Origin of the sequence: Amycolatopsis sp. NBC_00355, assembly GCF_036104975.1 — a bacterium.
Lineage (GTDB): Bacteria > Actinomycetota > Actinomycetes > Mycobacteriales > Pseudonocardiaceae > Amycolatopsis.
Genome location: NZ_CP107982.1, coordinates 8,587,314 through 8,612,557, shown reverse-complemented (window position 1 = coordinate 8,612,557; position 25,244 = coordinate 8,587,314). Strand labels below are relative to the sequence as shown.

At 71.0% G+C, this 25,244-nt stretch carries 28 protein-coding genes and 2 tRNA genes; 10 read left to right on the top strand and 20 right to left on the bottom strand.

What is annotated here, in order from left to right; translation table 11 throughout:
• Positions 1-52: 52 nt before the first annotated feature.
• Together OHS18_RS39770 and OHS18_RS39765 are read right to left on the bottom strand one after the other, a co-directional pair.
• Positions 53-325, bottom strand: a complete 273-nt coding sequence (locus OHS18_RS39770) for a hypothetical protein (protein WP_328614270.1) — start codon at positions 323-325, stop codon at positions 53-55.
• Positions 326-549: 224 nt separating this feature from the next.
• Complete coding sequence (locus OHS18_RS39765) at positions 550-1,503, bottom strand: GlxA family transcriptional regulator (RefSeq protein WP_328443630.1); 954 nt, start codon at positions 1,501-1,503, stop codon at positions 550-552.
• A 71-nt stretch (positions 1,504-1,574) separates the two neighbouring features.
• On the opposite strand from OHS18_RS39765, the gene OHS18_RS39760 reads away from it, so the two are divergent.
• Complete coding sequence (locus OHS18_RS39760; RefSeq protein ID WP_328614269.1) at positions 1,575-2,294, top strand: alpha/beta fold hydrolase; 720 nt, start codon at positions 1,575-1,577, stop codon at positions 2,292-2,294.
• Here the strand turns inward: OHS18_RS39760 and OHS18_RS39755 are convergent.
• Entirely contained in the window at positions 2,272-3,111 is an 840-nt protein-coding gene (locus OHS18_RS39755; protein WP_328443634.1) for an oxidoreductase, read from the bottom strand. The genes OHS18_RS39760 and OHS18_RS39755 overlap by 23 nt on opposite strands.
• Before the next feature lie 103 nt (positions 3,112-3,214).
• On the opposite strand from OHS18_RS39755, the gene OHS18_RS39750 reads away from it, so the two are divergent.
• Entirely contained in the window at positions 3,215-4,054 is an 840-nt protein-coding gene (locus tag OHS18_RS39750) for a helix-turn-helix transcriptional regulator (protein ID WP_328614268.1), read from the top strand.
• A gap of 68 nt (positions 4,055-4,122) precedes the next feature.
• On the opposite strand, the gene OHS18_RS39745 is transcribed toward OHS18_RS39750, so the two are convergent.
• Genes OHS18_RS39745 through OHS18_RS39735 form a run of 3 tightly spaced genes read right to left on the bottom strand, consistent with a single transcriptional unit; the run spans position 4,123 to position 6,409 of the window.
• On the bottom strand, positions 4,123-4,968 hold the full coding sequence (locus OHS18_RS39745; protein WP_328614267.1) for a polysaccharide deacetylase family protein: 846 nt from the start codon (positions 4,966-4,968) through the stop codon (positions 4,123-4,125).
• Between the two features lie 5 nt (positions 4,969-4,973).
• The gene (locus tag OHS18_RS39740; protein ID WP_328614266.1) at positions 4,974-5,588 is read right to left on the bottom strand and encodes an NAD(P)-dependent oxidoreductase; all 615 of its coding nucleotides are present in this window, start codon (positions 5,586-5,588) and stop codon (positions 4,974-4,976) included.
• Positions 5,589-5,599: 11 nt separating this feature from the next.
• Positions 5,600-6,409, bottom strand: coding sequence for an inositol monophosphatase family protein (locus OHS18_RS39735; protein ID WP_328614265.1), 810 nt, complete (start codon positions 6,407-6,409; stop codon positions 5,600-5,602).
• 163 nt (positions 6,410-6,572) lie between these two features.
• On the opposite strand from OHS18_RS39735, the gene OHS18_RS39730 reads away from it, so the two are divergent.
• Together OHS18_RS39730 and OHS18_RS39725 are read left to right on the top strand one after the other, a co-directional pair.
• Complete coding sequence (locus OHS18_RS39730) at positions 6,573-6,986, top strand: GtrA family protein (protein ID WP_328614264.1); 414 nt, start codon at positions 6,573-6,575, stop codon at positions 6,984-6,986.
• A 20-nt stretch (positions 6,987-7,006) separates the two neighbouring features.
• Positions 7,007-7,903, top strand: a complete 897-nt coding sequence (locus OHS18_RS39725) for a LysR family transcriptional regulator (protein ID WP_328443646.1) — start codon at positions 7,007-7,009, stop codon at positions 7,901-7,903.
• A gap of 83 nt (positions 7,904-7,986) precedes the next feature.
• On the opposite strand, the gene OHS18_RS39720 is transcribed toward OHS18_RS39725, so the two are convergent.
• Entirely contained in the window at positions 7,987-8,301 is a 315-nt protein-coding gene (locus OHS18_RS39720) for an HIT family protein (protein WP_328614263.1), read from the bottom strand.
• A 149-nt stretch (positions 8,302-8,450) separates the two neighbouring features.
• Here OHS18_RS39720 and OHS18_RS39715 point away from each other — a divergent pair, with 149 nt between their 5' ends.
• Positions 8,451-10,106, top strand: a complete 1,656-nt coding sequence (locus OHS18_RS39715) for an alpha/beta fold hydrolase (RefSeq protein ID WP_328614262.1) — start codon at positions 8,451-8,453, stop codon at positions 10,104-10,106.
• 43 nt (positions 10,107-10,149) lie between these two features.
• Here OHS18_RS39715 and OHS18_RS39710 read toward each other — a convergent pair whose 3' ends face one another.
• The 4 genes from OHS18_RS39710 to OHS18_RS39695 form a co-directional block, all read right to left on the bottom strand.
• Positions 10,150-10,890, bottom strand: a complete 741-nt coding sequence (locus tag OHS18_RS39710) for an SDR family oxidoreductase (protein WP_328614261.1) — start codon at positions 10,888-10,890, stop codon at positions 10,150-10,152.
• Between the two features lie 239 nt (positions 10,891-11,129).
• The gene (locus OHS18_RS39705) at positions 11,130-11,924 is read right to left on the bottom strand and encodes a helix-turn-helix domain-containing protein (protein WP_328443654.1); all 795 of its coding nucleotides are present in this window, start codon (positions 11,922-11,924) and stop codon (positions 11,130-11,132) included.
• Positions 11,917-12,486 (bottom strand): carboxymuconolactone decarboxylase family protein, encoded by a 570-nt coding sequence (locus OHS18_RS39700; protein WP_328443656.1) that lies wholly within the window; start codon positions 12,484-12,486, stop codon positions 11,917-11,919. Before OHS18_RS39700 ends, OHS18_RS39705 begins: the two co-directional genes overlap by 8 nt.
• A gap of 71 nt (positions 12,487-12,557) precedes the next feature.
• Positions 12,558-13,175 (bottom strand): TetR/AcrR family transcriptional regulator, encoded by a 618-nt coding sequence (locus OHS18_RS39695; RefSeq protein ID WP_328443658.1) that lies wholly within the window; start codon positions 13,173-13,175, stop codon positions 12,558-12,560.
• 126 nt (positions 13,176-13,301) lie between these two features.
• On the opposite strand from OHS18_RS39695, the gene OHS18_RS39690 reads away from it, so the two are divergent.
• The 3 genes from OHS18_RS39690 to OHS18_RS39680 are packed head-to-tail and all read left to right on the top strand — an operon-like array spanning position 13,302 to position 16,627.
• Positions 13,302-14,831: an acyl-CoA synthetase gene (locus OHS18_RS39690; RefSeq protein ID WP_328614260.1), complete on the top strand. Its 1,530-nt coding sequence runs from the start codon at positions 13,302-13,304 to the stop codon at positions 14,829-14,831.
• A 35-nt stretch (positions 14,832-14,866) separates the two neighbouring features.
• Entirely contained in the window at positions 14,867-15,859 is a 993-nt protein-coding gene (locus OHS18_RS39685; RefSeq protein ID WP_328614259.1) for an LLM class flavin-dependent oxidoreductase, read from the top strand.
• Positions 15,860-15,871: 12 nt separating this feature from the next.
• The gene (locus tag OHS18_RS39680) at positions 15,872-16,627 is read left to right on the top strand and encodes an SDR family NAD(P)-dependent oxidoreductase (RefSeq protein ID WP_328443665.1); all 756 of its coding nucleotides are present in this window, start codon (positions 15,872-15,874) and stop codon (positions 16,625-16,627) included.
• A gap of 112 nt (positions 16,628-16,739) precedes the next feature.
• On the opposite strand, the gene OHS18_RS39675 is transcribed toward OHS18_RS39680, so the two are convergent.
• The 6 genes from OHS18_RS39675 to OHS18_RS39650 all read right to left on the bottom strand — a co-directional run bounded on the left by OHS18_RS39675 (position 16,740) and on the right by OHS18_RS39650 (position 21,052).
• Positions 16,740-17,912, bottom strand: a complete 1,173-nt coding sequence (locus tag OHS18_RS39675) for an Ig-like domain-containing protein (RefSeq protein ID WP_442875444.1) — start codon at positions 17,910-17,912, stop codon at positions 16,740-16,742.
• Between the two features lie 492 nt (positions 17,913-18,404).
• On the bottom strand, positions 18,405-19,103 hold the full coding sequence (locus OHS18_RS39670) for an HU family DNA-binding protein (protein WP_328614258.1): 699 nt from the start codon (positions 19,101-19,103) through the stop codon (positions 18,405-18,407).
• A 391-nt stretch (positions 19,104-19,494) separates the two neighbouring features.
• On the bottom strand, positions 19,495-19,974 hold the full coding sequence (locus tag OHS18_RS39665; protein ID WP_247054254.1) for a pyridoxamine 5'-phosphate oxidase family protein: 480 nt from the start codon (positions 19,972-19,974) through the stop codon (positions 19,495-19,497).
• Between the two features lie 36 nt (positions 19,975-20,010).
• Entirely contained in the window at positions 20,011-20,220 is a 210-nt protein-coding gene (locus OHS18_RS39660) for a DUF2945 domain-containing protein (protein ID WP_328443671.1), read from the bottom strand.
• 194 nt (positions 20,221-20,414) lie between these two features.
• A complete protein-coding gene (locus tag OHS18_RS39655) occupies positions 20,415-20,609 on the bottom strand; it encodes a hypothetical protein (RefSeq protein WP_328614257.1) in 195 nt (64 codons plus the stop codon).
• Positions 20,610-20,704: 95 nt separating this feature from the next.
• On the bottom strand, positions 20,705-21,052 hold the full coding sequence (locus OHS18_RS39650) for a helix-turn-helix domain-containing protein (RefSeq protein WP_328614256.1): 348 nt from the start codon (positions 21,050-21,052) through the stop codon (positions 20,705-20,707).
• Positions 21,053-21,862: 810 nt separating this feature from the next.
• On the opposite strand from OHS18_RS39650, the gene OHS18_RS39645 reads away from it, so the two are divergent.
• Positions 21,863-22,291, top strand: coding sequence for a hypothetical protein (locus tag OHS18_RS39645; RefSeq protein ID WP_328443675.1), 429 nt, complete (start codon positions 21,863-21,865; stop codon positions 22,289-22,291).
• 161 nt (positions 22,292-22,452) lie between these two features.
• The gene (locus tag OHS18_RS39640; RefSeq protein WP_328614255.1) at positions 22,453-23,652 is read left to right on the top strand and encodes a PP2C family protein-serine/threonine phosphatase; all 1,200 of its coding nucleotides are present in this window, start codon (positions 22,453-22,455) and stop codon (positions 23,650-23,652) included.
• A gap of 492 nt (positions 23,653-24,144) precedes the next feature.
• Here OHS18_RS39640 and OHS18_RS39635 read toward each other — a convergent pair.
• The 3 genes from OHS18_RS39635 to OHS18_RS39625 form a co-directional block, all read right to left on the bottom strand.
• Positions 24,145-24,220, bottom strand: a tRNA-Glu gene (locus tag OHS18_RS39635).
• A gap of 101 nt (positions 24,221-24,321) precedes the next feature.
• Positions 24,322-24,393, bottom strand: a tRNA-Gln gene (locus tag OHS18_RS39630).
• A 50-nt stretch (positions 24,394-24,443) separates the two neighbouring features.
• A complete protein-coding gene (locus OHS18_RS39625) occupies positions 24,444-25,178 on the bottom strand; it encodes an HAD family hydrolase (protein ID WP_328459047.1) in 735 nt (244 codons plus the stop codon).
• Positions 25,179-25,244: the final 66 nt, after the last annotated feature.

The window sequence follows — 25,244 nt, the reverse complement described above, 5'->3', positions numbered from 1 at the left end:
CGCGCTCGCCGGTGGCCGCTGGTCCACTTTGCGGCGCGCGGGCTGGACCGGTTCAGCCGCCTTGACCGAACGCGAACAACCGCCGGTGCTCCTGCGGCGAGACGTCGGCGGCGCGGCGGAACCGCGCCCGCAAGTTCGCCGCCGAACCCAAACCCACCTGCCGGGCAATCTCCTCGATCGGCAGATCCGCCGCGCACGCAACCACGACAGCCGCGATGCCTCCGCACCAAGCCGCACACCCAGGCAGCAACCCGTCCACTTTGCGGCGCGCGGGTTGGACCGGTTCAGCCAGCGCGACCAAACGCGAACAGCCGCCGATGCTCACGCGGCGAGACGTCGGCGGCGCGGCGGAACCGCGCCCGCAAGCTCGCCGCCGAACCCAAACCCACCTGCCGGGCAGCCTCCCCCACCGACGAATCCGCACGCCCCCGGCAACTCCGTCGCCGCGCGATCTGCCGCTCCCGCGACCAAGCTCGCCGCGGCACCTCCCACCGAGCCGCACACCCAGGCAGCCACCCGCCCACATAACGGTGCTCACCCCGGACCGGCTCAACCCGCCTGACCGAACGCGAACAACCGCCGATGCTCCCGCGGCGAGACGTTGGTGGCGCGACGGAACTGCCCCCGCAGATTCGCCGACGAACCCAAACCCACCGCCCGCGCGATCTCCTCCACCGGCAGATCCGAACTCTCCAGCAACTCCTTCGCCCGCGCGATCCGCTGCTCCCGCAACCACGACAGCGGCGGCAGCCCCGTCCGCTCCCGGAACCGCCGGTGGAACGTGCGTTCCGACATGCGGGCCCGCTCGGCCATGTCCCGTACCGACAGGCTCTCCCCCAGCGCCGTGAGCAGCCACTGCTGGGACCGGGCGATGACGTCGTCGCCGGGCGGTACGACCTTCTTCTCGACGAACTGCCGCTGGCCGTCCGGCGGGCGCGGGGCCATCACGATGCGGCGCGAGACGTGGCGGGCCGCCGCGGCGCCGAGGTCGGTCCGCAGGACGTGCAGGCAGAGGTCGACGCCGGCCGTCACGCCGCCGGACGTGAGCACCGCCGGAGTCTCGGCGACGAGCAGCGACCCGTCCACCGTCACCGCCGGGAAGCGGGCCGCGAGGTCGTCGCACAGCGACCAGTGCGTCGTCACCGTCAGGCCGTCCAGGACGCCCGCGGCCGCCAGCGCGAACGCCCCCGAGCAGATCGAGATCATCCGGGCGCCCCGGCGGTGCGCGGCGGCGACGGCCCGCACCACCGCCCCGGGCAGCTCCCGCCCGGCGGCGCCCGCGTAGCCGGGCACGATCACCGTGGCCGCTTTGCGCAGCAGGTCGAGGCCGCCGTCCGGGACCACCGACGTCCCGCCCGCGACCGGCACCGGGCGGCCGTCCGCCGAGGCGGTCACGACGTCGTAGGCCTCCGGCGCCTCCCGCGCGAAGACGTGCAACGGGATCGCGTAGTCCAGCGGGAGCACTTCGTCGAGCAGGAGGACGACCATCCGGTGACGGGCCACGGCAGGATCGTAGCGTTTGACGGCAGTCCTGCCACTTCTCGACGGGGACGCGAGCGCCCAGACTTTCCGGCATGACCACCAAGACCATCGTTCTCGTCCACGGCGCCCTGACCGGCGCGTCGGTGTGGCGCCACGTCTGCGCGACCCTGCAAGCCGACGGCCACGAGGTGATCGCGCCGGCCCTGCCCCTGCGCACCCTGGACGGCGACATCGCTTACCTGCGCCGGTTCCTCGAGACGCTGCCCGGCCCGCTGGTCGTCGCCGGCCACTCCTACGCGGGCTCGGTCATCTCCGCGCCGGACGCGCTCACCCCGGCGGTGCGGGCGCTCGTGTTCGTCGCCGCGTTCCAGCAGGACGCCGGCGAGACGGCGGGTGAGCTGAACGGCAAGTTCCCCGGCAGCCTGCTCGGCCCCGGCAACCTGCTCTTCCGCGACTACCCCGGCGGCCAGGAGGCCTACCTGCGGCCCGAGGTGTTCGCCCCGGCCTATGCCGCCGACGTCGAGCCGGCCGAGGCGCGGGTCCTGGCGGCCGCCCAACGCCCCTTCGACCCGACGGCGCTGTCCCAGCGCTTCGACCGGCCGGCCGCCTGGCGGACGCTGCCGTCCTGGGCCGTGATCGCGACGGCGGACCGGTCGATCCCGACGGAAACCCAGCGGTGGATGGCCGGCCGCGCGGGCTCGGCGGTCACCGAGGTCGACGCGTCCCACGCCGTCCCGCTCTCGCGACCCGACGTGGTCGCCCAGGCGATCGCCGAGTCCACAAAGGACGTCACAGCTCCGTGCTCCGGCTGACGTCCTCCCACCGCTCGAAGTCACGCCGCAGGGAGTCGAGTTTGCCGTACGCCACCTGAAGCGCGGCCGTACCGAGGAGCAGCCGCAACGGCGGCTCCTCGGCCGCCAGCACGGTGACGATCGCCTCAGCGGCGCGAGCCGGATCGCCGGGCTGGCTGCCGTACGTGGCCAGCGTCGCCTCACGGCGCTTGCCCGCCGTCCCGGCGTAGTCGTCGATGCGGATCGGGGACTGCTTCATCGACGGGCCGGACCAGTTCGTCCGGAACGCGCCGGGCTCCACGATGGTCACGCCGATGCCCAGCGGCGCCACTTCGGCGGCCAGGGACTCCGACAAGCCTTCCACGGCGAACTTCGTCGCGTGGTAGTAGCCCGTGGCCCCGAAACCGGCCAGCCCGCCGAGCGAAGAGACGTTGACGACGTGCCCCGCGCGACGGGACCGCATACCCGGCAGCACCGCCTTGGTCACCTCGGCGAGCCCGAAGACGTTGGTGTCGAACAGCGCGCGCACCTCGGCGTCGTCGCCTTCTTCGACGGCGGCCAGGTAGCCGTGACCGGCGTTGTTGACCAGGACGTCGATCCGGCCGAACGTCTCTTCGGCGCGCTGGACCGCGGCGGTGACCTGCGCGGGGTTCGTGACGTCGAGGGTGAGGGCGACCGCGCGATCGCCGTGGCGGCCGACGAGGTCCGCGACCGTCCGCGGATCGCGGGCGGTGACCGCCGCGCGCCACCCGCGTTCCAGGACGTGGGTGGCGAGCGCGCGGCCGAGGCCGGTGGAGCAGCCGGTGATGAACCAGACCGGGGATTCGGTGAGTGTCATGGGATCCAGGTTCACCGGGACCGGCGCGGGCTACCAGTCGTCCGGTCTTCCTGGGACCGCTGGTACCAGGCACATCCGACGCCGGCGGCGCACACTGGAGCCCATGGCGGACGCGGAATTCGGGCAAGCGGTGCGGCGCTGGCGTGACCGGGTCGCGCCGGACACCGTCGGGCTGCCCTCCGGCGGCCACCGGCGCGCGGCCGGGCTGCGGCGTGAGGAGCTGGCCCTGCTGGCCGGGATCTCCGCCGACTACATCACCCGCCTCGAACAGGGCCGCGCGTCCAACCCCTCGGCGCAGGTCGTCGAAACCCTGGCGCGGGCCCTGCGCCTGTCGCGGGCCGAGCGCGAGCACCTGTTCCACCTGGCCGGGCTCACGCCACCCGGCCCCGACTCCGTGCCCGCGTACCTCACCCCGAGCGTCCAGCGCCTGCTCGACCGGCTCACCGGGACACCCGTCGCCGTCTACGACGCGGCCTGGACGCTCTTGGTCGCGAACCCGCCGTACGCGGCGTTGCTGGGTGACCCGTCCGGGTGGCGCGGGCACGAGCGCAACGCCGTGTGGCGCAACCTGATCGGCCCCGGCACCCGGGTCCGGCACACGCCGGAGTCGCAGCGCGCCATGGAAGCCATGCTGGTCGCCGACCTGCGGGCCGCCGCCGGCCGCTACCCCGCCGACCGCGGCCTGCGACGGCTGGTCGCCGAGCTGCGCGCGCACAGCGACCGGTTCGGCGAGCTCTGGGACTCCGGCGCGGTGGGCCACCACGAGTCGGCCCGCAAGATCGTCGATCACCCGCACGCGGGACCGGTGACGCTGGACTGCGACACGCTCACCGTGGCCGGCAGCGACCAGCGCGTCATGCTCTACACGGCCGAACCCGGCACCGAAGACGCCGAACGCCTCGCGCTGATCACCGTCCTCGGCACGCAGGCCCTCACGGGCTGACAGCCCCGGGTGCCGGGTACCCGCGGCCAGCGGCTCCGCCGGCGGGAGTTCTCCCGGTGGTGCGGGCCCTACCGGTGCGCGGCGATCTCGTCGCTGGTCGTCACCCACACGCCGGGGTGGTTGACGATGTACGCCAGCGCCTGTTCGACGTACTTCACCCGGAACGCCTGCCCCGAGACGTACGGGTGCAGCGACAACGCCATCACCCGCCCGCCGGCCGCCGAGTCCGCGTAGAGCTGGTCGAACTGGTCCCGCACGACCTGGACGTAGTCGGGCCCCGTCATGCTCTTGAGGTGGAACAGGTGGGTGTCGGCGAGTTCGAGGGTGTACGGCACGGACCGCAGGCCGGGGACGTTCAGCGCGTACGGCTGGTCGTCGTTGGTCCAGTCGAGCAGGTAGCCGACGCCGAGCTCGGCGAGCAGCCGCGGGGTGGCGAACGTCTCGGTCAGCCCCGGTGAGAGCCATCCGCGCGGCCGCCGGCCGGTCGTCTTCTCGATGCTGTCGAGGATTCCGGCGAGGAACGCGCGTTCCTCGTCCTCGGCCATCCCGGTCTGCGGGATCGAGTTCGACCTGCCGTGGGCGAGCCAGGCCCAGCCGCGTTCCCGGCCCGCTTCGACGATCCGCGGGTACCGCTCGCCCGCGTCGGAGTTCAGCAGCGCGCTGGCCCGGATCCCCTGCCGGTCCAGGACGTCGATGAGCCGCCAGATCCCGACGCGGGCGCCGTAGTCGCGCCAGCCGTAGTTCATCGGGTCCGGCACCAGCTTCGACGTCGCTTCGTTGAAGCTGACCGATGGGCGGTCGACGGAGAAGTGCTCGATGTTGAGGCCCACGTAGAACGCCACGCGGGCGTCGCCGGGCCAGCGCACGGGGGCGCGGTCGACGATGGCCTCGTAGTCGAAGAGTGTGATGTCCACGGCGCTCACCGCTCCAGCGGGACGGCGATGCCACCGCCGTAGCGCTGGTGTTCGGCCTCGTCGAGCATCGCGGCCGCCACCGTCGCGCGGCTGACACGCGCGGGGAAGAACCGCCGCGGCGCGGATTCCAGCGGGACCGTGCGCCGGGTCGGGCTCAGCTCCCCGTCGGACAAGGGCCCGGCGTGGAACACCGTGCCGCCACCCCCGAGCACGATCGCGTCCGCCGCGGTGCGGTCCGGCAGCTCCTTCCGCATGAACGTCTTCAGCAGCCCGCGGGTGAACGCGCCCGCGTGCGGCGCCGAATCGCCGGTGCCGAAAGCCGCGAGCCAGACGACGAAGTCCGGTCCGGCCTCGACGGCCGCGCGGGCGCCCGCCGTCAGCACGCCGGGCGCGCCGGTGATCCCCAGTCCGGACAGGACGATCCGGGCGCCCTTGAGCGCGCGGCCGATGGAGTCCGGGTCGAGGACGTCGCCCGCGACGCGTTTCAGCCGGCCGGACGGCGGCAGCGTGATCCGGTCCGGGTCGCGGGCGACGGCGGTGACGGTGTGCCCGCGCTCCAGGCCCTGCCGCACGAGTTCGGTCCCGGTGGCGCCGGTGGCGCCGAGAATCGTGAGTTCCATGGTGGTTCCCTTCAGTTCACTGTGGACAGAGTGGCCAGCGCCGCGGCGTGGAGCGCGGGCGCGCTGGCGAGGATGTCGGCGCTGCCGGGCCGCCACGGCTGTCCGGCGAGGTCGGTCACGGTCCCGCCCGCCTCGGTGATAAGCAGGGCGCCGGCGGCGACGCCGGGCAGCGTGGGCCGGTACTGCCAGAAGAGGTCGGCGTGCCCGGCGGCGACGAGCAGCAGCGGGAACGTCGAGGGCACGGTCGCGCGGACCAGCAGCGCGGCGCCGAGCATCGCCGTGATCGACTCGCCGATGCGCCGGTAGGTGTCACTCTGGCCGGCTTCGGCCTGACCCGTGGTGGCGACGGCGGCCCCGAGGTCGGCCTTGACGGAGACGCGCAGGGGCCGGCCGTTCGCGAACGCGCCGCCGCCGCGGACCGCGCTGTGCACGACGCCGGGGACGGGCTGGTACACGGCGGCGAGCACCGGGACGCCGTCGCGGAGCAGGGTCGCGCTGACGCACCACTCCGGCAGCCCGTGCACGTGGTTGACGTTGCCCTCGACCGCGTCCACGGCCCACCACTCGCCCGGCGGCAGCTCGGTGGTCTCCAGCTCGTCGGTCAGCCACTTCGCTTGCGGCCGGGCCGCGGCGAGCGCGCTCCGCAGCTCGTCGTTCGAGGTCCGTTCGTTCGCCTCGGCCGCGGCGAGCAGACCGGCGCGATCGGCGGGGCGGGCGTCTTCGGAGTACCGCGCCAGCAGGCGGCGACCGGCGTCCCGCACGGCGGCGATGGCGGCCTCGAGCACCGCGGCGTCCTCGATCGTGTTCTCCTGAACGGTCATGATGTTCCTGTTCTGCCAAGGGGAAGAAGCTGTTGTCTCCGACCGTAGGCAGAACTGCCGATGACTTCAAATGAATGCTTTGCACTCGTTGATTTACCCAGACGCACTCCACAGCCGCGTCGAGAAGACGACCGGGCGGCGCGGTCCCGCGCACGATCGGATCATGACCGAACCCACGCGCCGGCTCCTCGGGCAAGGAGCGCGGTTCGTCCTGGTCGGCTCGGCCGTCACGGCCGGGAACTTCGTCGTCTACTGGCTGCTGCGGACCACACTCGCCCCGGTGCCCGCCAACCTGGTCGCCACCGCCGTGACCACCTTCGCCGGCACCGAACTGCACCGGCGGTTCACCTTCCCCGACACGACGGCGGTGCCCGGCCGCAAGACCGTGCAGAACCTGGCGAGCTGGGTGTGGTCCAGCGGGGCCACCTCGGCCGGGCTGCTCGTGCTCCCGCTGCTCGTGCCCGACCCGGGCCCGCTGCTGGAAGGGCTCGCCGTCGTGCTGATCGGCACCACCGGCGGGATCGGCCGGTTCGCGGCACTGCGCTGGTGGGTCCTCCCGGTCCGCGACCCGGCCTGAACCGCCGTACGATCCGCGGCATGTACCTGGACCTGAACCTCCTGACGGCGCTGGACGCGCTGCTCGAGGAGGGCAGCGTCGCCGCGGCCGCGGACCGCCTGCACCTGTCGTCGCCGGCGATGAGCCGGACGCTCGGCCGGATCCGCAAGACGACCGGGGACCAGATCCTCGTCCGGACGGGCCGGACGATGACCCCGACGCCGTACGCGCTCGAGATCCGGGCGCAGGTCCGCGATCTGGTGCAGCAGGCCGAAAGCGTGCTCGCGCCCGACCGCGAGCTCGACCTCGCCGCGCTCGACCGGGTCTTCACGCTGACCTGCCACGACGCGATCACCACCGCGCTGGGCCCCCGGCTCATCGCGGCGGTCCACCGCGACGCGCCGAACGCCCGGCTGCGGCTGCTCGCGGAAGGCCGGGCGGACACCCAGGAACTGCGCCGCGGCCAGGTCGACCTGGAGCTCGGCAGCGCGGCGCCGGAGTCGCCCGAGATCCGGTCGGAGACCTTCTTCGAGGACCGGCTGGTGCTGGCCGTAGCGCCCGATCATCCTTTCGCCACGCGAAAACCGACCTTGCGCCGCTACGCCGAGGCGTTGCACCTGCGGATCACCCGGCGCGGCCGGCTCCACGACCCGATGGACGACGTCCTGGCCGAGCACGGTCTCGAACGCCGGGTCGTCGCGACGACCCCGACCACCACGTCGGCGCTGAGCGTCGTGCGGCTCGGCGAGTGCGTCGTGGCCGTGCCCGAACGCATGTGCGCGGGGATGATCGACGCGCTGGGCCTGGTGACCGTGCCGCTCCCGATGCCGACCGCGCCGGCGCCGCTGGTGGTGTGCTGGCACCAGCGGTACGAGAACGACAAGGCGCACCGGTGGCTCCGCGAGCGCGTCCGCGAAGTGCTGCGGGAACTCGGGTAACCGCTACCCGGACGCGCCGGCGGTGCCGATCTCCGGTGGGGTGTTCGCGCGGATCGACCAGGGCGGCTTCACGACGTCGATGCTCACGGCACGCTCCAGGGAAGCCGCAAGCCGTCGCCGGCCGCCCGCGGCACGACGTGGACGTGCAGGTGGAAGACGGTCTGGGTGGCGGCCGCGCCCTTCGAGGTGATGAGGTTCGCGGCGGGCCGCTCGGCCATCAGCTCGGCGGCGCGGCGCATCACCGCCGCGGTGACCGCGGGATCGGTGCCGGCGTCCGGGACGTGGACCCGAGGCAGGACCAGGACGTGGCCTTCGGTCACCCCGCCCCCGCGCGGCACGATCGCGACGACGTCGTCCCAGGCCCGCACCACGACCGCCGACGTCCTCCCTGCCACCACGTCGCAGAACGCACAACCGTCCACCACACCGATCACCCACCTTCCCGAAAGTACGATTCTCCCCGCCCGCATCTGATACTCCGGGTTGATCCCCGCCCCGCGAACCTGTGCCACGGTCGCGTCCTCCACACCTTTCGGGAGGACTCAAGATGCCAGGTTTCCGAGCCGGACTGGTCGTGACGATCGCGGCCCTCGTGGCGGCCGCGACACCCGCCGCGGCCGCCGACGACCCGCTCGCGCCCTACACCGGACAGCAGCTCACCTGGGGCGCGTGCGCGTTCACGCCCGCGGCCGACGCCAGACCGGCCGAGTGCGCGCTGGTCACCGTGCCGCGCGACTGGGCGAACCCCGCCGCGGGCACCGACCTGCAGGTCTCGATCAGCCGTGTCGCGGCCACCGGGCAGCGGCTCGGCGCGATCCTCGTCAACCCCGGCGGGCCGGGCGGTCAGGGCACCTCGCTCGCCGGCGCGCTGGCCGGTCTCGAACCGTCGGTGAACCAGCTGTACGACCTGATCGGCATGGATCCGCGCGGGACCGGCCGGGAGGGCAGCGACGACCACGGCTTCCGGTGCCAGGTCCCCACCGGGCGGCTCCCGACCGGCCTCGACGCGCGGGACCGGTCGGCGCAGAGCGTCGCGCTGCACCAGCAGTCGCCGCGTGCCATCGCCGAAGCGTGCCAGAGCAACGCGCTCACGCCGTACGTCACGACGTGGCAGACCGCGCACGACATGGACCTGATCCGCACGCTCCTGGGCGACGAGAAGCTGAACTACCTCGGCTACTCCTACGGAACCTGGCTCGGCGCGAAGTACGCGTCACTGTTCCCGGAGCACACCGGGAAGACCGTGCTCGACTCCAGCGTGAACTTCGAAGGCCGGCTGCAGGCCGACTTCGAGGCGTTCCCGGTGATCGACCAGCGTCAGTTCGACGACGTCTACCTGCCGTGGGTCGTGCGCCGCTACGGCGACCAGCTCGGCACGAGCGTCGCCGAGGTCAAGGCGAAGATCGAGCGGATCCGCGCCTTCTACCAGACCCAAGGCGTGGACGGCGACTCGTTCGACCGGATCTTCGTCGGCAACGGCAGCCGGTTCCAGTGGTACCTCGGGGTGCTGGTGCTGGTCCTCGGCGCGAACTCGCTGGAGCCCGGCGGCGCGGCTCCCAGCGGCGAGCTGGATGCGGTGTCCCGCAGCGCTTTCGGCGTCCCGGCGGCCCAGCTGACGGCCGCGGAGGTCGCGGCCGCCGTGCCCGACTACACGGCGGTTTCCGGCACCCGCTACGCCGTGGCGTGCGGTGACCAGCCGACGCAGTCAGCCGCCTGGTACAAGCGGCTCAGCGACCGGCAGGGCCCGCAGTACCCGTTGTACGGCTGGCTCTACGGCCTCAGCGAGCCGTGCGGTTTCTGGTCGGACGCGCCGCAGCACGTCCTGCCGAACCTGCCTGCGGAAGCCGCGAAGAACGTGCTGGTCGTCCAAGGCGAGTTCGACCCGCAGACCGGTTACGAGCAGGCGAAGGCGGCCTCGCGCGCGGCCGGTGTCCCGCTGGTGTCGGTGGACGACTCGCCGTTCCACGGCCAGTACGCCCTGGCCGGGAACCCGTGCGTGGACGGGATGGTGAACACGTTCCTCACCAAGAACTCCCGCCCGGGCAGCAACACGTGTCCCGGGGTGCCGCTGCCGGACGAAGACGCCGTCCACCCGGTCACCGGCCCGCTGGGCACCACGCACAGCAGCCTCACGACCCGGCTCGGCGACGCGCATTCCCCGCTGCGCAACGAAGTTCAGCGCAAGGTCAGCGCGCTGAACTAGCACCTCCCGGGACGGCTGCTTCGGGCGGGCAGCCGTCCCGGGCTCAGCCCTGGACGGTCGGGCGGAGGACGATCTCGCCGATTTCGACGTCGTGCGGCTGCTCGATGGCGAAGGCCACGGCGCGGGCGACAGCGGCCGGCGCGATGGCGAACTCGTCGATGCCGCGCTGGATCTCCGCGCGCACCTCGAGGTTGTCGATCGAACCGGCGAGCTCGGTCCGGACGAACCCCGGCGACACCGCCGTCGTCCGCAGCACGCCGTCGGTCGACTCCTGCCGGAGCCCCTCCAGCAGCGTGCGGACAGCGTTCTTGGTGCCGGCGTAGACCGCCATCGTGGGTGTGATCTTCAGGCCGGCCGTCGACACCGTCGTCACGAGGTGCCCGCGGCCCTGGCGCCGGAACACCGGCAGCGCCGCGGCGATCCCGTGCAGCACCCCGCGCAGGTTGACGTCGATCATCGCCGACCAGCCGTCGACGTCGAGGTCCGCCATCGGGCCGATCTTGCTGATGCCGGCGTTGCTCACGAGCACGTCGAGCCGGCCGAACTCCTCGACGGCCCGCGCGACGAGCCGGTCGAGATCCTCCCGGACGGTGACGTCGGTGGGGCAGACGACCGCCCGGCCGCCCTGGCCGCGGATGTCCTCGGCGAGGTTTTCGAGCCGTTCCGTCCGGCGCGCCCCCAGCACGACCGCCGCCCCGCGTTCGGCGAGCAGCCGCGCGACGGCCTCGCCGATCCCGCCGCTCGCCCCGGTGATCGCGACGACCTTGCCGTCGATGTCCGACATGGAGAGCCTCCTCGAAGGTGATACGGACAAGTGTCCGCTTGCTTCGACGGTAGCGGACACTTGTCCACTTGTCCACCGGGCTCAGCGGACGGCGAACCCGCCGTCGACACACCCGGGCGTGTTGGCCACTCCGGGCGGCGTGTTGGCCACTGCGCGGCGTGTCGACCGTCCCGCAAGGGCCACGACCAGTACGAGGCGCAGGTCGGCAACCGCAGCTCCGCCAGAACCGCCCCGAACACTCACGACCCGAGCCGGCGCGCCTGTTCCCGGGTCTCGTCGTTCATCGGGAAGAAGCACTCGATGCGCAGCTCCTGCAGCGTCACGTCCTGCGGCGTCCCCAGCGTCGTCACTGTGGAGAAGTAGTCGAACCGCCGGTCCCCGAACGTGTACCGGATCGGGACGATCGGCAGCACCGGCGTCGCCGCGTCGAGCGACCGCAGCGACGCCGGCACCCCGGGGTAGTCCAGCACCTCGTCGAGGATGCGCTGCGCGCGTTCGTCGGTGACGCCGCCGATCGCCTCCCGGCGCGCCCGCCGGACCAGGGCTTCGGCGACTTCCGGCCAGTTCGTCACGTGCCGGCGGACGCCGTCCGGGTGGAACATCCGGCGCAGCACGTTCGCCGGGCCGGGCGCCGCCTTCGCCCGCCCGTCCTGCAGGAAGGCGAAGAACCGGCGAGCGGCCGTGTTGGTGTGCCGGATGTCCCAGCTCCGGTCCATCACCAGGGCCGGGAACGGTTCCTGCTGCGCCAGGATCGTGTCGAGCGCGTCCCGGACGGCGGCGAGCGACGGCGCGTCCAGTCCGGACTCCGGGTACTCGGGCGCGAACCCGGCCTTGAGCAGCAAGGTGTTGCGTTCGCGCAGCGGCACGTCGAGCACCTCGGCGAGCTTCAGGACCATGGCGCGACTGGGGTTCGCGCGGCCCGTCTCGAGGAAGCACAGGTGACGGATCGACACCGCGGCCTCGGACGCCAGCGCCAGCTGGCTCAGCCGCCGGGCGCCGCGCCAGTGTTTCAGCAGGGGACCGACCTCAGACACGGCTCGAGTATCCCGCGGTCCACGCGTGCGGGCGCACCGCCGCCTCCAGCGGGGGCCGGGCGGCGTTCGCGGTGTAGTTGGTCATCGCCGAGATCGCCACCCCGGTGATCACCTCGAACACCTGCTCCTCGGTGAAACCGGCCGCGGTGAACGCCGCCACGTCGGCGTCGTCGAGGTGCCCGCGCTTCCCGATGAACGCGCGGGTGAGCGCGGACAGCGCCGCCATCCGCGGGTCGGCGGGCCGTTCGCCGCGGCGCAGGGCCTCGACGACGGCCGGTTCGACGCCGTCCGCGAGGGACTCCAGGGTGTGGAACGCGACCGCCCATTCACTGCCGTTCGCGACGGCGTTGGACAGCAGCAGGACCTGCCGTTCGTCCGGGCCGAAGGTGCCACCGCCCCGGAAGTGCCCGAAGGCGGCGAAGAAGGTGTTCAGCAACGCCGGCGAGTTCGCCATCAGACCGGCCGCGGCCGGGACGAACCCGAACGCTCCCCGCAGAACGGTCAGCGGTTCCTTCGCGGCTTCGGGCGCGGTGTCGGCGGTGTGGATCGGGTAACTGGTCATGCGACGAAGTCTGGGCTCGCCGCGACGTCGATCCAATTCCCCGGGAGGTAAACGAACCCGGGTGCGCGAGGTCAGGCCATGAGCCGCGGGAACAGCGCGCGGACGCCGGCCCGGAGATCGTCGAGCGCGCCGTCCGCGCCGACGAGGTGGCGCAGCAGGGCTTGCTGGAACAGGCCGTCGAACAGGGCGTAGGCCTCGGACGGCGAGCAGTTCGGCTTCACGCCGGCGAGGTCGGCATACGCGCTGACGTTGCGCCAGATCATCTCCTGCAGGCTGTCGTCGATCTCGGCGACGTCGTCGCGGAAGGCTTCCTCGAACATCGACTGCGAGCGCAGGTCGTACCAGAGCCGGTGCATCAGGGGCGCGTCGCCGAGCGCGACGGCCAGGCCGTCCGCGCAGGCCCCAGCGAGCTCGCCGGGGGTGGCCACCTCGCCGACGCCGCCCTCGTAGCGCTGCACGCAGGCTTCCTTGTAGCGCCGCACGCAGTAGGTGATCAGCTCGACCTTGTCGGCGAAGTAGTAGTGCAGCAGCCCGTGGGAGAACTTCGTGTGCTCCGCGATCGTGCGCAGGCTGGTGCGGGCGTAACCGAGGTCGGCCAGGGCGAGCAGCGCCGCGTCGGCGAGTTCGCGGCGGCGTTCTTCGAACTTGTCGACTCGGGTCCGGCGCCTCACGGCGGCTGCGCTGGTCACCGTCCGAAGATACCATCGAGCGGTTCTCTGACCAATCGTCCAAGAAAATCTTGACATTCGTCCAAATGGCGGTCAAGGTCGTGACCAGCCGCCGGTGCCGCCGGCGGAGGTTTCGGAGGGACGACGATGTCTCTGTTCTTCTACCTGGAAAAAGGCGCTTCCCTGGACCCCGCGGCGCCCTGCTTGACCTTCGACGGGGTATCGCTGTCCTACGGGGAAGTCCGCACACTCTCCGAGCGGATCGCCCGGGCCCTGCGGCGCTCGGGCGTCGCCCCCGGGGACAAAGTCGGCATCCTCTCGGCCAACGACCCGACCGCGTTCGCCTGCGTCTTCGGCATCGCCCGGGCGGGTGCGGTCTGGTGCCCGATCAACCCGCGCAACGCGGCCGGCGAGAACGCCGAACTGCTGGACCTGTTCGACTGCGCCACCTTGATCTTCCAGCCGGGCTTCGAAGAGCTCGTCAGTCAGATCGCCCCCCAGCTGCCGAAGCTGACCACGCTCGTCCGGCTCGGCGACGGCGACGACTTCGCGCCGGGCTTCGACGCCTGGCTCGACGCCGCCCGCGACGACCCCGCCGCCGAGGCTCCCCAGCCCGACGACGTCGTCGCCCTGGTCGGCACGGGCGGCACCACGGGCCGCCCCAAGGGCGTCATGCTCACCGGCCGCAACCTCGAGGTCATGTCGGCGATCACGCTGATGAGCTACCCCTTCGACGGCCGCCCGGTGTACCTCGCGCTCGCCCCGCTCACGCACGCGGCCGGCGTCCTGTGCTTCCCGATCCTCGCCCGCGGCGGCGAGATCGTGATCATGGCCAAGCCCGACGTCGGCCGGTTCCTGGAGCTGATCGAGCGGCGCCGGGTCACCCACACGTTCCTGCCGCCGACGCTGATCTACATGGTGCTCGGCCACGAAGCGCTCGACACCACGGATCTCTCGTCGCTGCAGTGCTTCTGGTACGGCGCGGCGCCGATGTCGACGACCCGGCTGACCGAGGCCCTCGACCGCATCGGGCCGATGGCGCAGCTGTTCGGCCAGTCCGAGGCCCCGATGATGATCTCGACGATGTCCCCCGCCGAGCACCGCGCGCCCGACGGCACCGTCCACACGGGACGGCTGGCCTCCGCCGGCCGGCCGTCGCCACTGGTCACCGTGGCGATCCTCGACGACGAAGGCGAGCCCGTCCCGCGGGGCGAGCGCGGCGAGATCTGCGTGCGCGGCTCGCTGGTGATGGCCGGTTACTACCGCAACCCGCAGGCCACGGCGGAGGCGTCCGCGCACGGCTGGCACCACACCGGCGACATCGGCTTCCTCGACGGCGAGGGTTACCTCCACATCGTCGACCGCGCCAAGGACATGGTCATCACCGGCGGGTTCAACGTCTACTCCGCCGAAGTCGAGCAGGCGGTGATGGCCCACGACGCCGTCCGCGACTGCGCGGTGATCGGCCTGCCGGACGACAAGTGGGGCGAGCGCGTGACCGCCGTCGTCCAGCTCCAGCCCGGCGCCGAACTGGACGCGACCGAGCTGATCGCGTTCGTCAAGGCACGCGTCGGCAGCGTCAAGGCGCCCAAGCAGATCGAAGTCTGGCCGGAGCTGCCCCGCTCCACCGTCGGCAAGGTCCTCAAGGCCGACATCCGTTCCACCCTCGCCGGTTAGCTGGACAAGAACGCAGCAAGGAGGCTGTACCCACCATGAAACTCGCGCTCTACCTGCCGAACTTCCGTGACAAGGTGACCGTGCGGGAACTCGGGGACCTCACCGCCCTCGCCGAGGACCTCGACTTCGACTCCGTCTGGACACTCGACCGCATCATCGTCCCGGAGTCCTCCGACCGCGGGGAAATGCAGTACCCCTTCGGGATGCTGGACGAAATGGGCAAGCAGCTCCCGGTGAGCTCGCGGGGCGAATTCCTCCAGGGCATGCCGCTGCTCCCCTGGCTCGCCGCGAAGACCTCGAAGGTCCGGATCGGCATGAGCATCATCGACACGCCGTACCGGTCCCCCGGCGTGCTCGCCGCGGAGCTGGCCACCATCGATCACCTCTCGGGCGGCAGGCTCAACGTCGCCGTCGGCTCCGGCTGGATGCCCGAAGAGTTCGCCGCCGCCAGCGCCGCGCACATCTTTCCCAAGCGGCACAAGCACGTGCGCGAAACCATCGAGATCATGCAGGGCATCTGGACCAACGAGGTCTTCGAGTACCACGGCGAGTTCGCCGACTTCGAGCCGGCCGGGTTCGGGGCGAAGCCGGTGCAGAAGCCGCACCCGCCGATCTTCTTCAGCGGGCTCAAGGACCCGAAGCGCTCGGCGAGCCGCATCGCCAAGTACAACCTGTCGGGCTGGATAGGGATCCAGGACTCGCCCGAGGACATCCGGCGGTGGCGCACCGAGATCCAGCGCGAGCTCGACGAACTCGACACCAAGCGGTCGGTCGACGACCTCGAGATCGCCAGCATGATCTGGTTCGTCATCACCGACGAGGACGTGGACCAGAGCCCGCTGGGCAAGGGCACCAACCTGCTCGTCGGGTCGGCGGCGCAGATCACCGACCGGCTCAAGCGCTACAACGAAGCCGGGCTGACGATGCCGTTCCTGTGGCCGCCGTTCCAGGACGTCCCGGTGGCGAAGACGCTCGACGACATGAAGCGGCTCAGGGAAGAAATCCTGCCCAAGATCGACGCGATGTGAAAGGGAACGAGAATGTCCGAGCTTGAGGGAAAGCGCGTCTTCGTCACCGGGTCCGGCGCCGGGATCGGCAAGGCCATCGCGACGCTGTTCATCGAACGCGGCGCCAAGGTCGTGGTCAGCGACCTCAACGCCGACTCGGCCAAGCAGACGGCCGACGAGATCGGCGCGGCCGGCGTCGCCAACTGCGACGTCACCGACGAAGCCCAGGTCCAGGCGGCGATCCAGCAGGCGGTCGACCTGCTCGGCGGCCTCGACGTCCTGGTCAACAACGCCGGGATCGAGGTCTCGTCGCCGCTGCTGCAGCAGTCCACGGAGAGCTTCGACAAGATCTTCGCGGTCAACGTGCGCGGCACGTTCGTCGCGATGAAGGCGGCGACCCCGCACCTGGTCGAGTCCAAGGGCAACATCGTCAACATCTCGTCGATCGCCGGCATCGGCGGCAGCCCGCTGCTGGGTTCCTACTGCGCGACGAAGGCGGCGGTCATCCAGCTCACCCGCGTCGCCGCGGTCGAGATGCGCCCGGCGGGCATCCGCGTCAACGCGGTCTGCCCGGGCTTCGCCGACACGGCCATGGTGGAGCGCCTGGTCCCCGACTTCGAGGCGGCGACCCAGGTCCCCTTCGGCGACCTCGTAGCCGCGAAGCAGGGCCGCCTCGGCACCCCGCAGGACATCGCGGAGGTGGCGGCGTTCCTGGCGTCGGACCGGGCGACCTGGATCACGGGCAGCCACTACGTCCTGGACGGCGGCCTGTCGGCGTCCTTGGTGTGACCCCCGGCTCGGCGGGCCCGGCCATCCCCCGGGCCCGCCGACCCGGCCCACGCTGCCTGCGGCCGTCGCTGTACCGAAGGCGTCCTTCAGCTCGTCGTTCCGACGGCGGAACTCAGCCGCGCAGGGCGCTGCCGGCCTGCCAGGCGCTCCAGCCGATCGCCCAGTCGCCGTGGCCGTTGTCGATCGACAGCTGCGGGCCACCCGAGTTGGTGATCTCGACGACGTCGCCGGCGTTGAAGTTGTCGAAGAACCACTTGGCGTTCTCGGTGTTCATGTTGAGGCAGCCGTTGGAGACGTTGTCGCTGCCCTGCACCCCGACCGTCTTCAGGTTCTCGTGCAGGTACTCGCCGTCGTTGGAGATCCGCACGTCCCAGTTCTCCGGCGCCTTGTAGTAGCCGGGGTCGCCCTCGCACACGCCGTAGCTGCAGGAGTCCATGATCGTGTGGTCCACTTTCGACAGCACGGTGTGCGTGCCGTTGAACGTCGGCGTCGGACCCCGCGGCGGGGTGTCGACGGTCTTGCCCATGCTGATCGGCGCGGTCTTCACCAGCTGCCCGTTGTGGAACGCCTTCATCTGGTGCGTCTTCCCGTCCGCCTTGGCGACCCAGGAGTCGTGCACCTTGTAGGTGGCCGAGACGTCCTGGCCGCCGTACACCCCGCCCCCGATCGGCAGGCCGAAGGTCGTCGTCTCGAGCTTCACCGTCGAGCCGGCCTTCCAGTACTCCTGGGGCCGGAAGTGCACCTCGCGCTTGCTCACCCAGTACCAGCCGCCGCCCTGGGCGGGCGAGGACGTCACCTTGAAGGACTTCTCCACCGCGGCCTTGTCGGTGATGTCGTGGTCGAACTTCAGCCCGATGATCAGGCCGACGCCGATGTCACCCGACGCCGGCTGGAAGAGCGAGGCGGTAGCGACTCCGGCCGGCTTGAGCGTGTGCACTTGCCCGCGCTGCTCGCTCGCCGCACCCGCCGGGTTCACCGCGGTGGCGACCGCTTGGTACGTGGCCCCGTACCGCAGGTTGTCCGCGCTGGTCCAGGTCGTCTTGTCCGGCGACAGGTCACCCTTGACGGCGTTGCCGGTCTGCGGGTTCGTGACCGTGACCGCCTGCAACGTGCCACCGGACGCCTTGACCACGATCGGGTCCTTGGGGCTCAGCTGGTCCCCGCCGCCGAACGCCACCGTCGCGGCCGGCAACCCGGGCACCGTCGCCGTCCCGGCCACTCCCGCCGCTCCGACCGCTTGTGCGGTCCCCCCGGTCTCGTTCTGTCCACTACACGCGGCCAACAGCAGGGCCGCCAGGCCGAGCCCGGCGATGCGAATCGCTCTCACGGTCCATCAGACGTTCGACCCGACGCAAAGTTGCGTCACGATCCGGTCGTTCGCGGACGAGTTGCCGACGGCCCTCACCCCGCAATGTGCCTGTCTGGAACGCATCGCCGGAGAATGGCTCGACCGGCCAGACCGGCCACGCCGTGGAAGTCGCCGACCCCTGTGAAACGCACCGATCCCGGCGAACAGCTCCGCCAGGCTCAGATTGCGCTCGACGCCCTGAGGAGTCCGAGCGGGCGCCGGCCCGATGAGACTTCGCCGCGCTCCAGACAGGGGTTGATCGACCTGGGCTACGCCGAAGTCACCGAACTGGCGCCACACGACGGACTGTCGTGACCATCGCCCGAAGCGCGCACTGCATCCGCCGTGGCCGCTGGTTCGGGCTCAGGGCCCCAGGACATACGAAGGGCCTCGCACCAGCAGGTGCGAGGCCCTTCGTCAGAAGCTACTTCACTTCTTGGCAGCCGACGTGCGCTTGGCCGGAGCCTTGGCGGCGGCGGGCTTCTTCGCGGCGGCGGTCTTGGCGGCGGCCGGCTTGGCCGCGGCCTTCGCCCGCGTGGTGGTGGTCGCCTTGGCCGCGGTGGCCTTGGCCGGGGCCTTGGCGGCCGCGGTCTTCGGGGCCGCCTTGGTGGCGGTGGCCTTGGTCGCGGTGGCCTTGGCGGCAGTGGCCTTGGCGGCCGGCTTCGCCGTGGTGGCGCGCGTACGAGTGGCGGTCGCGCGGGCGGTGGCCGGCTTGGCCGCGGCCGCGCGGGGCGTGGTGGCCCGCGTGCTGGTGGCCTTCGCCGGGGCCGACGCCTTGGCCACGGCCGCACGAGTCGTCGTGGAAGCCGCGGTGGCGCGCTTCACCGGCGCGGCCTTGGCCAGCTTCTTCGTGCCGGAGATGACGTCCTTGAAGGTGGTGCCGGCGCGGAACGCGGGAACGTTGGTCTTCTTGACCTTCACGGCCTCACCGGTGCGCGGGTTGCGCGCGGTGCGAGCGGCGCGGGCGCGCTTCTCGAAGACACCGAAGCCGGTGATGTTGACCTTCTCGCCCTTGTTGACCGTCCGGATGATGATGTCCACCAGACCGTCAACGGCCTGCGCAGCCACCTTCTTGTCGTCACCCAAGCGCTCCGACAGCGCATCGATCAGCTGGGCCTTGTTCGTCATTCCAGTCCTCCAAAGTGGAACTCGTCAGGCCCGTACTGGCCGACGTCACACAGAGTATTACCAGAACGCCCGAATCTCCAAACCCCGTGACGGCGGACTTTGTTGCGTCGCACCGCAGAGAGCCAGCGATACGTCCATATAGGACATCGCAAAGTCGATCATTTGTTCTAGTCCCGGCCACCCGGCGACGAACAGGAGCGAGGTCCTGGACGGTCGGCCAGTCGCAGCCGATGAAGCCCGCTATGCGGTACCCGCCGCGCCGCGCGTCGACGTTCGGGACGCAGAGCTGCTGTTCCAGCAAGAAAGACGGTCACGCCGAAATCGAGACCGGGCAGGATCCACTGTCCCGGGATGGCATCCCAGGCGGGAGCGGCCTGCCCGGGCGGACTCCCTACAGATCGACGGTTTCGTTGGTGCCGGGGTCGGGGGCCGACCCGGTGACCCGCGCCTTGGCCATCTCGAACAGCGCCCGCGGTTTGCCGCCGGGGGTCGTCCAGTACTCCGCCGACTGCGCGTCCACCTTGAGCAGCACCACATCCGCGTCTTCCGGTCCACCCGGGAACCAGGCCTCGACGAACTCGTTCCACAGAGCCTTCTTCCGGGCGACGTCGTCAACCACGGACGCGGCGCCGCTGAGCGACAGCCACGAACCGGAACCGGCGTAACCGACGTTGACCCGGCTGTCGCGGGCGACCTCGGCCACCATGTCGGCGCTCCTCGCGACGAAGAACCACGCCGACCCGTCGAACTCCACCCGCTGACCGGTCATCGGCCGGCTCACCAGCTTGCCGTCGGCCTGGTGGGTGGTGATCATCGCCGTACCGACCTTTTTCGCGATATCGGTGACGATCTGGTTGTCTTCGGCACTCATGTCCGCTCGCTCTCTCGACGGTGTCGCGTTTCGGTGTCAGGCCGGGTGAATGGCGTCCGGCCGGTGTACGGCGGTGCGCCCGGTCTTTTCGCTCCGGACCAGGAACTGGGGCGCGTCCGGCGAGGCGTCGACGACTCGGCCGCCCGCATGGGTGCGCGACGTGATCTCCTCCTCGATCGTGCCCGTGGAACTCTCGTTCCCCGCGTCCCAGCGGACCCGATCGCCCTTTTCGAAGTCGTCGGCCATGCTCGGGATTTCCCGTTTTCGGCCGGTTTACTCCTCCACCGTGCCTCGGCACCCGCCGCCGCACCGGGCAGAAAGCGAGCAGGGCTGCGGCACGGCTCGTGTCGCTTTGATTCCGCGGCGGCGATCAGCCGGTGCGATCCCGGCGGCGTCGCGGCGAAGCCGATCGCCGAGCCGGTCCGGCGAGGTTCTCGTGGTCACGGGCCGGATGCGCGCGCGGGCGGGAGGTTCGTGGCGTCGGCACCGAGGGCCACCCTCAACCGGTCGGCGCTTCGCCGGGCCGACGGGTCGAGGCCGTCCAGCGCGCTGCCCTGACCGGCCGGCCGCCGTGGCACCGCGAAGGTGCGCCGAGCCCCGTCGGCGACGGCACGAATCACCCGGGCGTCGATCATCGGCGGTCCGGACCCGCTGTTCCCGTGGTCATCGGATCGGACAGGTAGCGGCGCGTTCCCTCGTGCGGGACACGTGGTACTGCTGCCGCTTCCCCTCAGTCCGCTGAGCTGCTTTCGGCGTCACGCCGGCCCATGTTGTGCTGCTGGGCTTCGTGGAGCTGGTCTTCGAGGGTGACGATGCGGCACGCGGCGTCGATGGCGGTGCCCTGATCGACCATCTCCCGCACCCGGGCGGCCAGGCGCAGCTGGTGCCGGGAGTAACGGCGGTGCCCGCCGGCGGACCGCTGCGGGGTGATCAAGCCGGCCTCGCCCAGACTGCGCAGGAAACCTTGCGTGGTGCCGAGCATCTCGGCGGCCCGGCCCATCGTGTACGCGGGGTAGTGGTCATCTTCGAACTTGTCGGCTCCGCTGGGCGTGCCGGGTCCTGCTTGGTCAGGAATCACTCTGTCTCCACATCACAAAGGACCCCGGGTGCCACTGCGGCACCCGGGGTCCTCAAGGGTTGGGTTTCACCATTGTCAACCGACGCGACCGCCGGCTTCCTGCACCCGCGTCCGGCGTGAAGCCGGATCGTGCGGGGATCGCTTACTCGTGACCGAGCACCACCTCCGAACTCGATGGGACTGCGGCACCCGCGCGGCACTACCTGGCCGCTGCGGGCGATCCAATGATGGTTCCGTTCCCTTCTCTCCTGGGTTTTCCTCTTGCTGGGTACTGCCACTTCACCTGCTGCGGACGTCAACGACGGGAACCCTTCCACTGATCGGTCCCAGCACGCTTGACGCCGCTGGTCACTGCCCGGAGCCCCGTTCACCGATCGGCTCCGGCCACCTGACCGGTACTGCACTTGCACTACTGACTACTACTGACTTGCACAACGACTACTACTGATCTTCAGCGGGCGTACATCCGTCGCCCGCACGGCCACCAGCCGAAACCTTGTTCCGTGATCGGCTCCGTGCTGCCTGACCGCCTTGTCTCACCTCGCGGGTAGTTACGTCATCTCCCGCGCCTGCTTGACGTTGTCTTTCTCGGTATGAGCAGAACACTACACACGCCCGCCGCTGAATGTCTACTCCAGTCGGCATAGATTTTCTGGAGCCAGCCGAACGGGTGACGAGGAGGGCGAGCCCGGGCACGGCACCACCACGGTCCTGCCGGATCAGCCGTGGGAGTCCTCCCTGGTGGGGGCGTTCCGCCACGGCGGAAGGACTTCGCGTTTCCGGCGGCGGCTTCCGGGGAAACCCGGGGCGATGGCCGACAACTCCGTACCCGATGACGCCACCCTCGACGCCGTGGGCAAGGTGACCGAGGCGCTCGAGACGATCGAACGCGCGCGGGGGCACCTCTACGCGTTCCACCAGCAGACGGGCTGGGCGGACCTCATCTTCGGCGACGCGGTGGAGCGGCTCGAGAAGGCCGGGCACACAGCGTGGGCGGAGCGGATCCGCGAGGAGCTGATCGGCCTCAACGTGCTCCCCGACCGGTGGACGTTCCAGGTCGTCGAGGACTACGACGACGGCTACTACCGCACGTGCCGCGACCTGGAGCGGTCACTGCTGGCCGAGTTCACCGGAGGGCGCCGTCACCTGCAGGAACAGCAGATGAAGGACGCCCGGCGCACCCGGGGCCGCGCCGGTCACGAAGCCGGCCCGCCGAGTACTCCGCCGCCGGAAGCGTGAAGGGAAACCGGCGGCCGTCGGCGCGGGACGCGCTGTGGCCCGCCGCGCGGACCGGAGTCGGGTGCGACGACGGTGACGTCGGTGTCGTGGACCCCGCCGGCCCGGACCGGGTCGCGTTGACCGTTCTGCCGATCCGGCAGCAGGATGCCACAGTTGAGGTTGTGGATCTGTCTCGCGCGGAACCGGCTCCGGACGGGACACCCGCGGTACCCGACGCCGAGCAGGCCGGAATCATCGCTGCGCTGCGCCGACGTGTCCGCACCGCGTGCGCGGAAGCCGGGATCCCCGTCGAAGACCGGGCCCGGCTCGTGCTGGAGATCACCCTCCTCGCCGAACCCGTCCTCGACACCGGCGGAACGGTCACCCTCGAAACCACCGCGGCCGATGGCGTGCTCACCATCACCGTCCGGGTGCCGGAACCCATCGCCTGGCAATTCCCCCTCGGCGACCAGCCGGTCCCGGTGCCCGCCGACGACGACCGGGCGAGCCGGCAGGAGATGCTGGCCCTGACCGACCGCGCGGACACGCTCGCCCGGCAACAGCAGGAGCTGCGGGACGAACTGGCCGACACCAACAGCGGCGTGCTCGCGATGTACGTCGAACTCGAGCAACGCGACGAACAGCTCCGCCACGCCCACGCCCGGATCTTCCAGGAACTGGAAGACGCCCTGCGGCCCCGGCCGCCGGCCGTTCCGGGGCTGGAGCTGGGCGTCTGCTACTCCCCGACCGAACCGGACTCCCCCACCGGCGGCGACCTCTACGACTGGTTCGTCCTGCCCGACGGCCGCCTGCACGTGACCCTGGTCGACGCCGTCGGCCACGGCGTCGCCTCGACCAGGGACGCCCTCACCGTCACCCACGCCATCCGCACCCTCGCCCTCGAAGGCCACCCGTTCCCGGACCTGATCGCCCACGCGTCCCGCACCCTCGCCCCGATCGCGCCCGACCTCATGGCGACCGTGCTGCTGGCCCGGATCCACCCCGGCACCGGCGCCACCCAGCTCGCCAACGGCGGCCATCCCGAGCCCGTCCTCGTCGACGCCTCGGGGGACACGCGGTTCCTCCGCCCTCCGGTCGTCGGCCGCGGTGTCGGCTTCCCGGACCCCGGCAGCCCCGGCCTGGTCGAACTGGGCTTGGCGCCGGGAGCCACGTTGCTGCTCTACACCGACGGTCTGGTCGAATCCCGCAAAGACATCGACGAGGGCCAGGCCCGCCTGCTGGAGGCCGCTCGCACGCACGCCGACCGGCCGGCGAGGGTCCTGCCGAGCGAGGTCGTCGCCCGGATGCACGACGTCGTCATCTACGCGGACGACACCGTGCTCCTGGCCATCCGCCGATCCGCGGCCGACGCGAATCGCTGACCCACTCGCCCACGCCGGCGACGGGATCGCGACGAAACACCTGCCATCGCCGAGAAACCAGCGGATCCGATCCACGTTCGCGATCGCTTGGGCCGCAAAGTGTACGAGCGGCCCGGCTGAGCGTGCGGCCCAGCCAGAATCCCGACGTGAATCCGGACCGTCACAGACCGCCGCCGCGACGATGACACGCTCGAGAGCCATTCCCGGACCACACGCGAGTACGTCCTTCGCGGACGCGTCGTCCCAGCTGCGATAGGCGCGGGACCGGCGACACAAAAGGCCACGGGCGTGGCCTGCTACCTCTGCCGGTGGCGCAAGAACAATCGAGCGACACCTGGGCCCGGCGTGCCGGCGTCGATCCGCCCCGACGATCACGGTCGAACCACCGGTTGATCAGTTCCCGAAGACGGCGGAAGGGATCTCCGGCGCGATGACATCGACAAACCAAAAAACGCAGCTGACCGTGGTCAACTGCGTTCGGGTGAATACTGCTGGTACCCCCGATGGGATTCGAACCCACGCTACCGGCGTGAGAGGCCGGCGTCCTAGGCCGCTAGACGACGGGGGCTTAGGAACTTCCCTGGTTTCCCAGGGGCTTTTCTGTTTTTCTTGCTGGAGAGAACTTACCAGAGGCGATTTCTCGCTCTGCAGGGGGGTCACTCTCCGCAGCTGGGGTACCAGGACTCGAACCTAGACTAACTGGACCAGAACCAGTCGTGCTGCCAATTACACCATACCCCAGTGAGGTACCTTGCCGACCTGGTCGGTTCAGCACCGCACGAGAAGAAATACTAGAGCACGCCGTTCCGGACGGTGAACGCGGGGGTGTCACTGCGACGCTGGGCGGGTACGCCGATCGTCGCGTACTCCGAAACCAGCAGCTCAGGAAGCTCGGCGAGACCGGCGACCGTGTGGACGCCCTCGGGGGCGCGCTCGCCGATGCCGTCGCGGTCGAGCCAGACCGCGCCGAGGCCGGCGTCGCGCGCGCCGATCGCGTCCGTGTCGAGTTTGTCGCCGACGTGCACGGCCTGGGCGGGTGCGCAGCCCAGGCCGAGGCAGACCGTGTGGAACATCACCGGGTCGGGTTTCGCCACGCCCAGCTCCCCCGCGATGGCTACGTGATCGAAGAACGGCGCCAGGCCGAGATCGGCGATTTTCTTGCGCTGGTGGACACCTGACGCGTTCGTCACCGCGGCCAGCACGAGACCGGCGGCGCGCAGCCACTCCAGGCACTCGAGGACGTCGTCGAACAGCTGCCACGACGTGTCGAGCAGTTCCCGGCGCCGCCGCTCGAACGAGAGCACCTGCTCGGTGTCGGCGAGGATGCCGAGCTCCGCCAGGAAACAGTCGGTGCGGCGCTCGTGCATCGTCGCGTAGTCGAGCTCGCCGGCGACGACGAGCGCGACGTGCTCTTCGGTGATCAGGTCCCACAACGGCCAGAGATCACCCCGGCCGGTGAGGATGTGGAGGCTGCGGCGGATCGCGGCGGTGCAGTCGATCAGGGTGTCGTCGATGTCCAGGCACACCAGCCGCAGCTCCGGCGGTACCCAGGGCTCGGGCGCCGCCTCGGCGGGGGCGGTTCGCGACGGGGT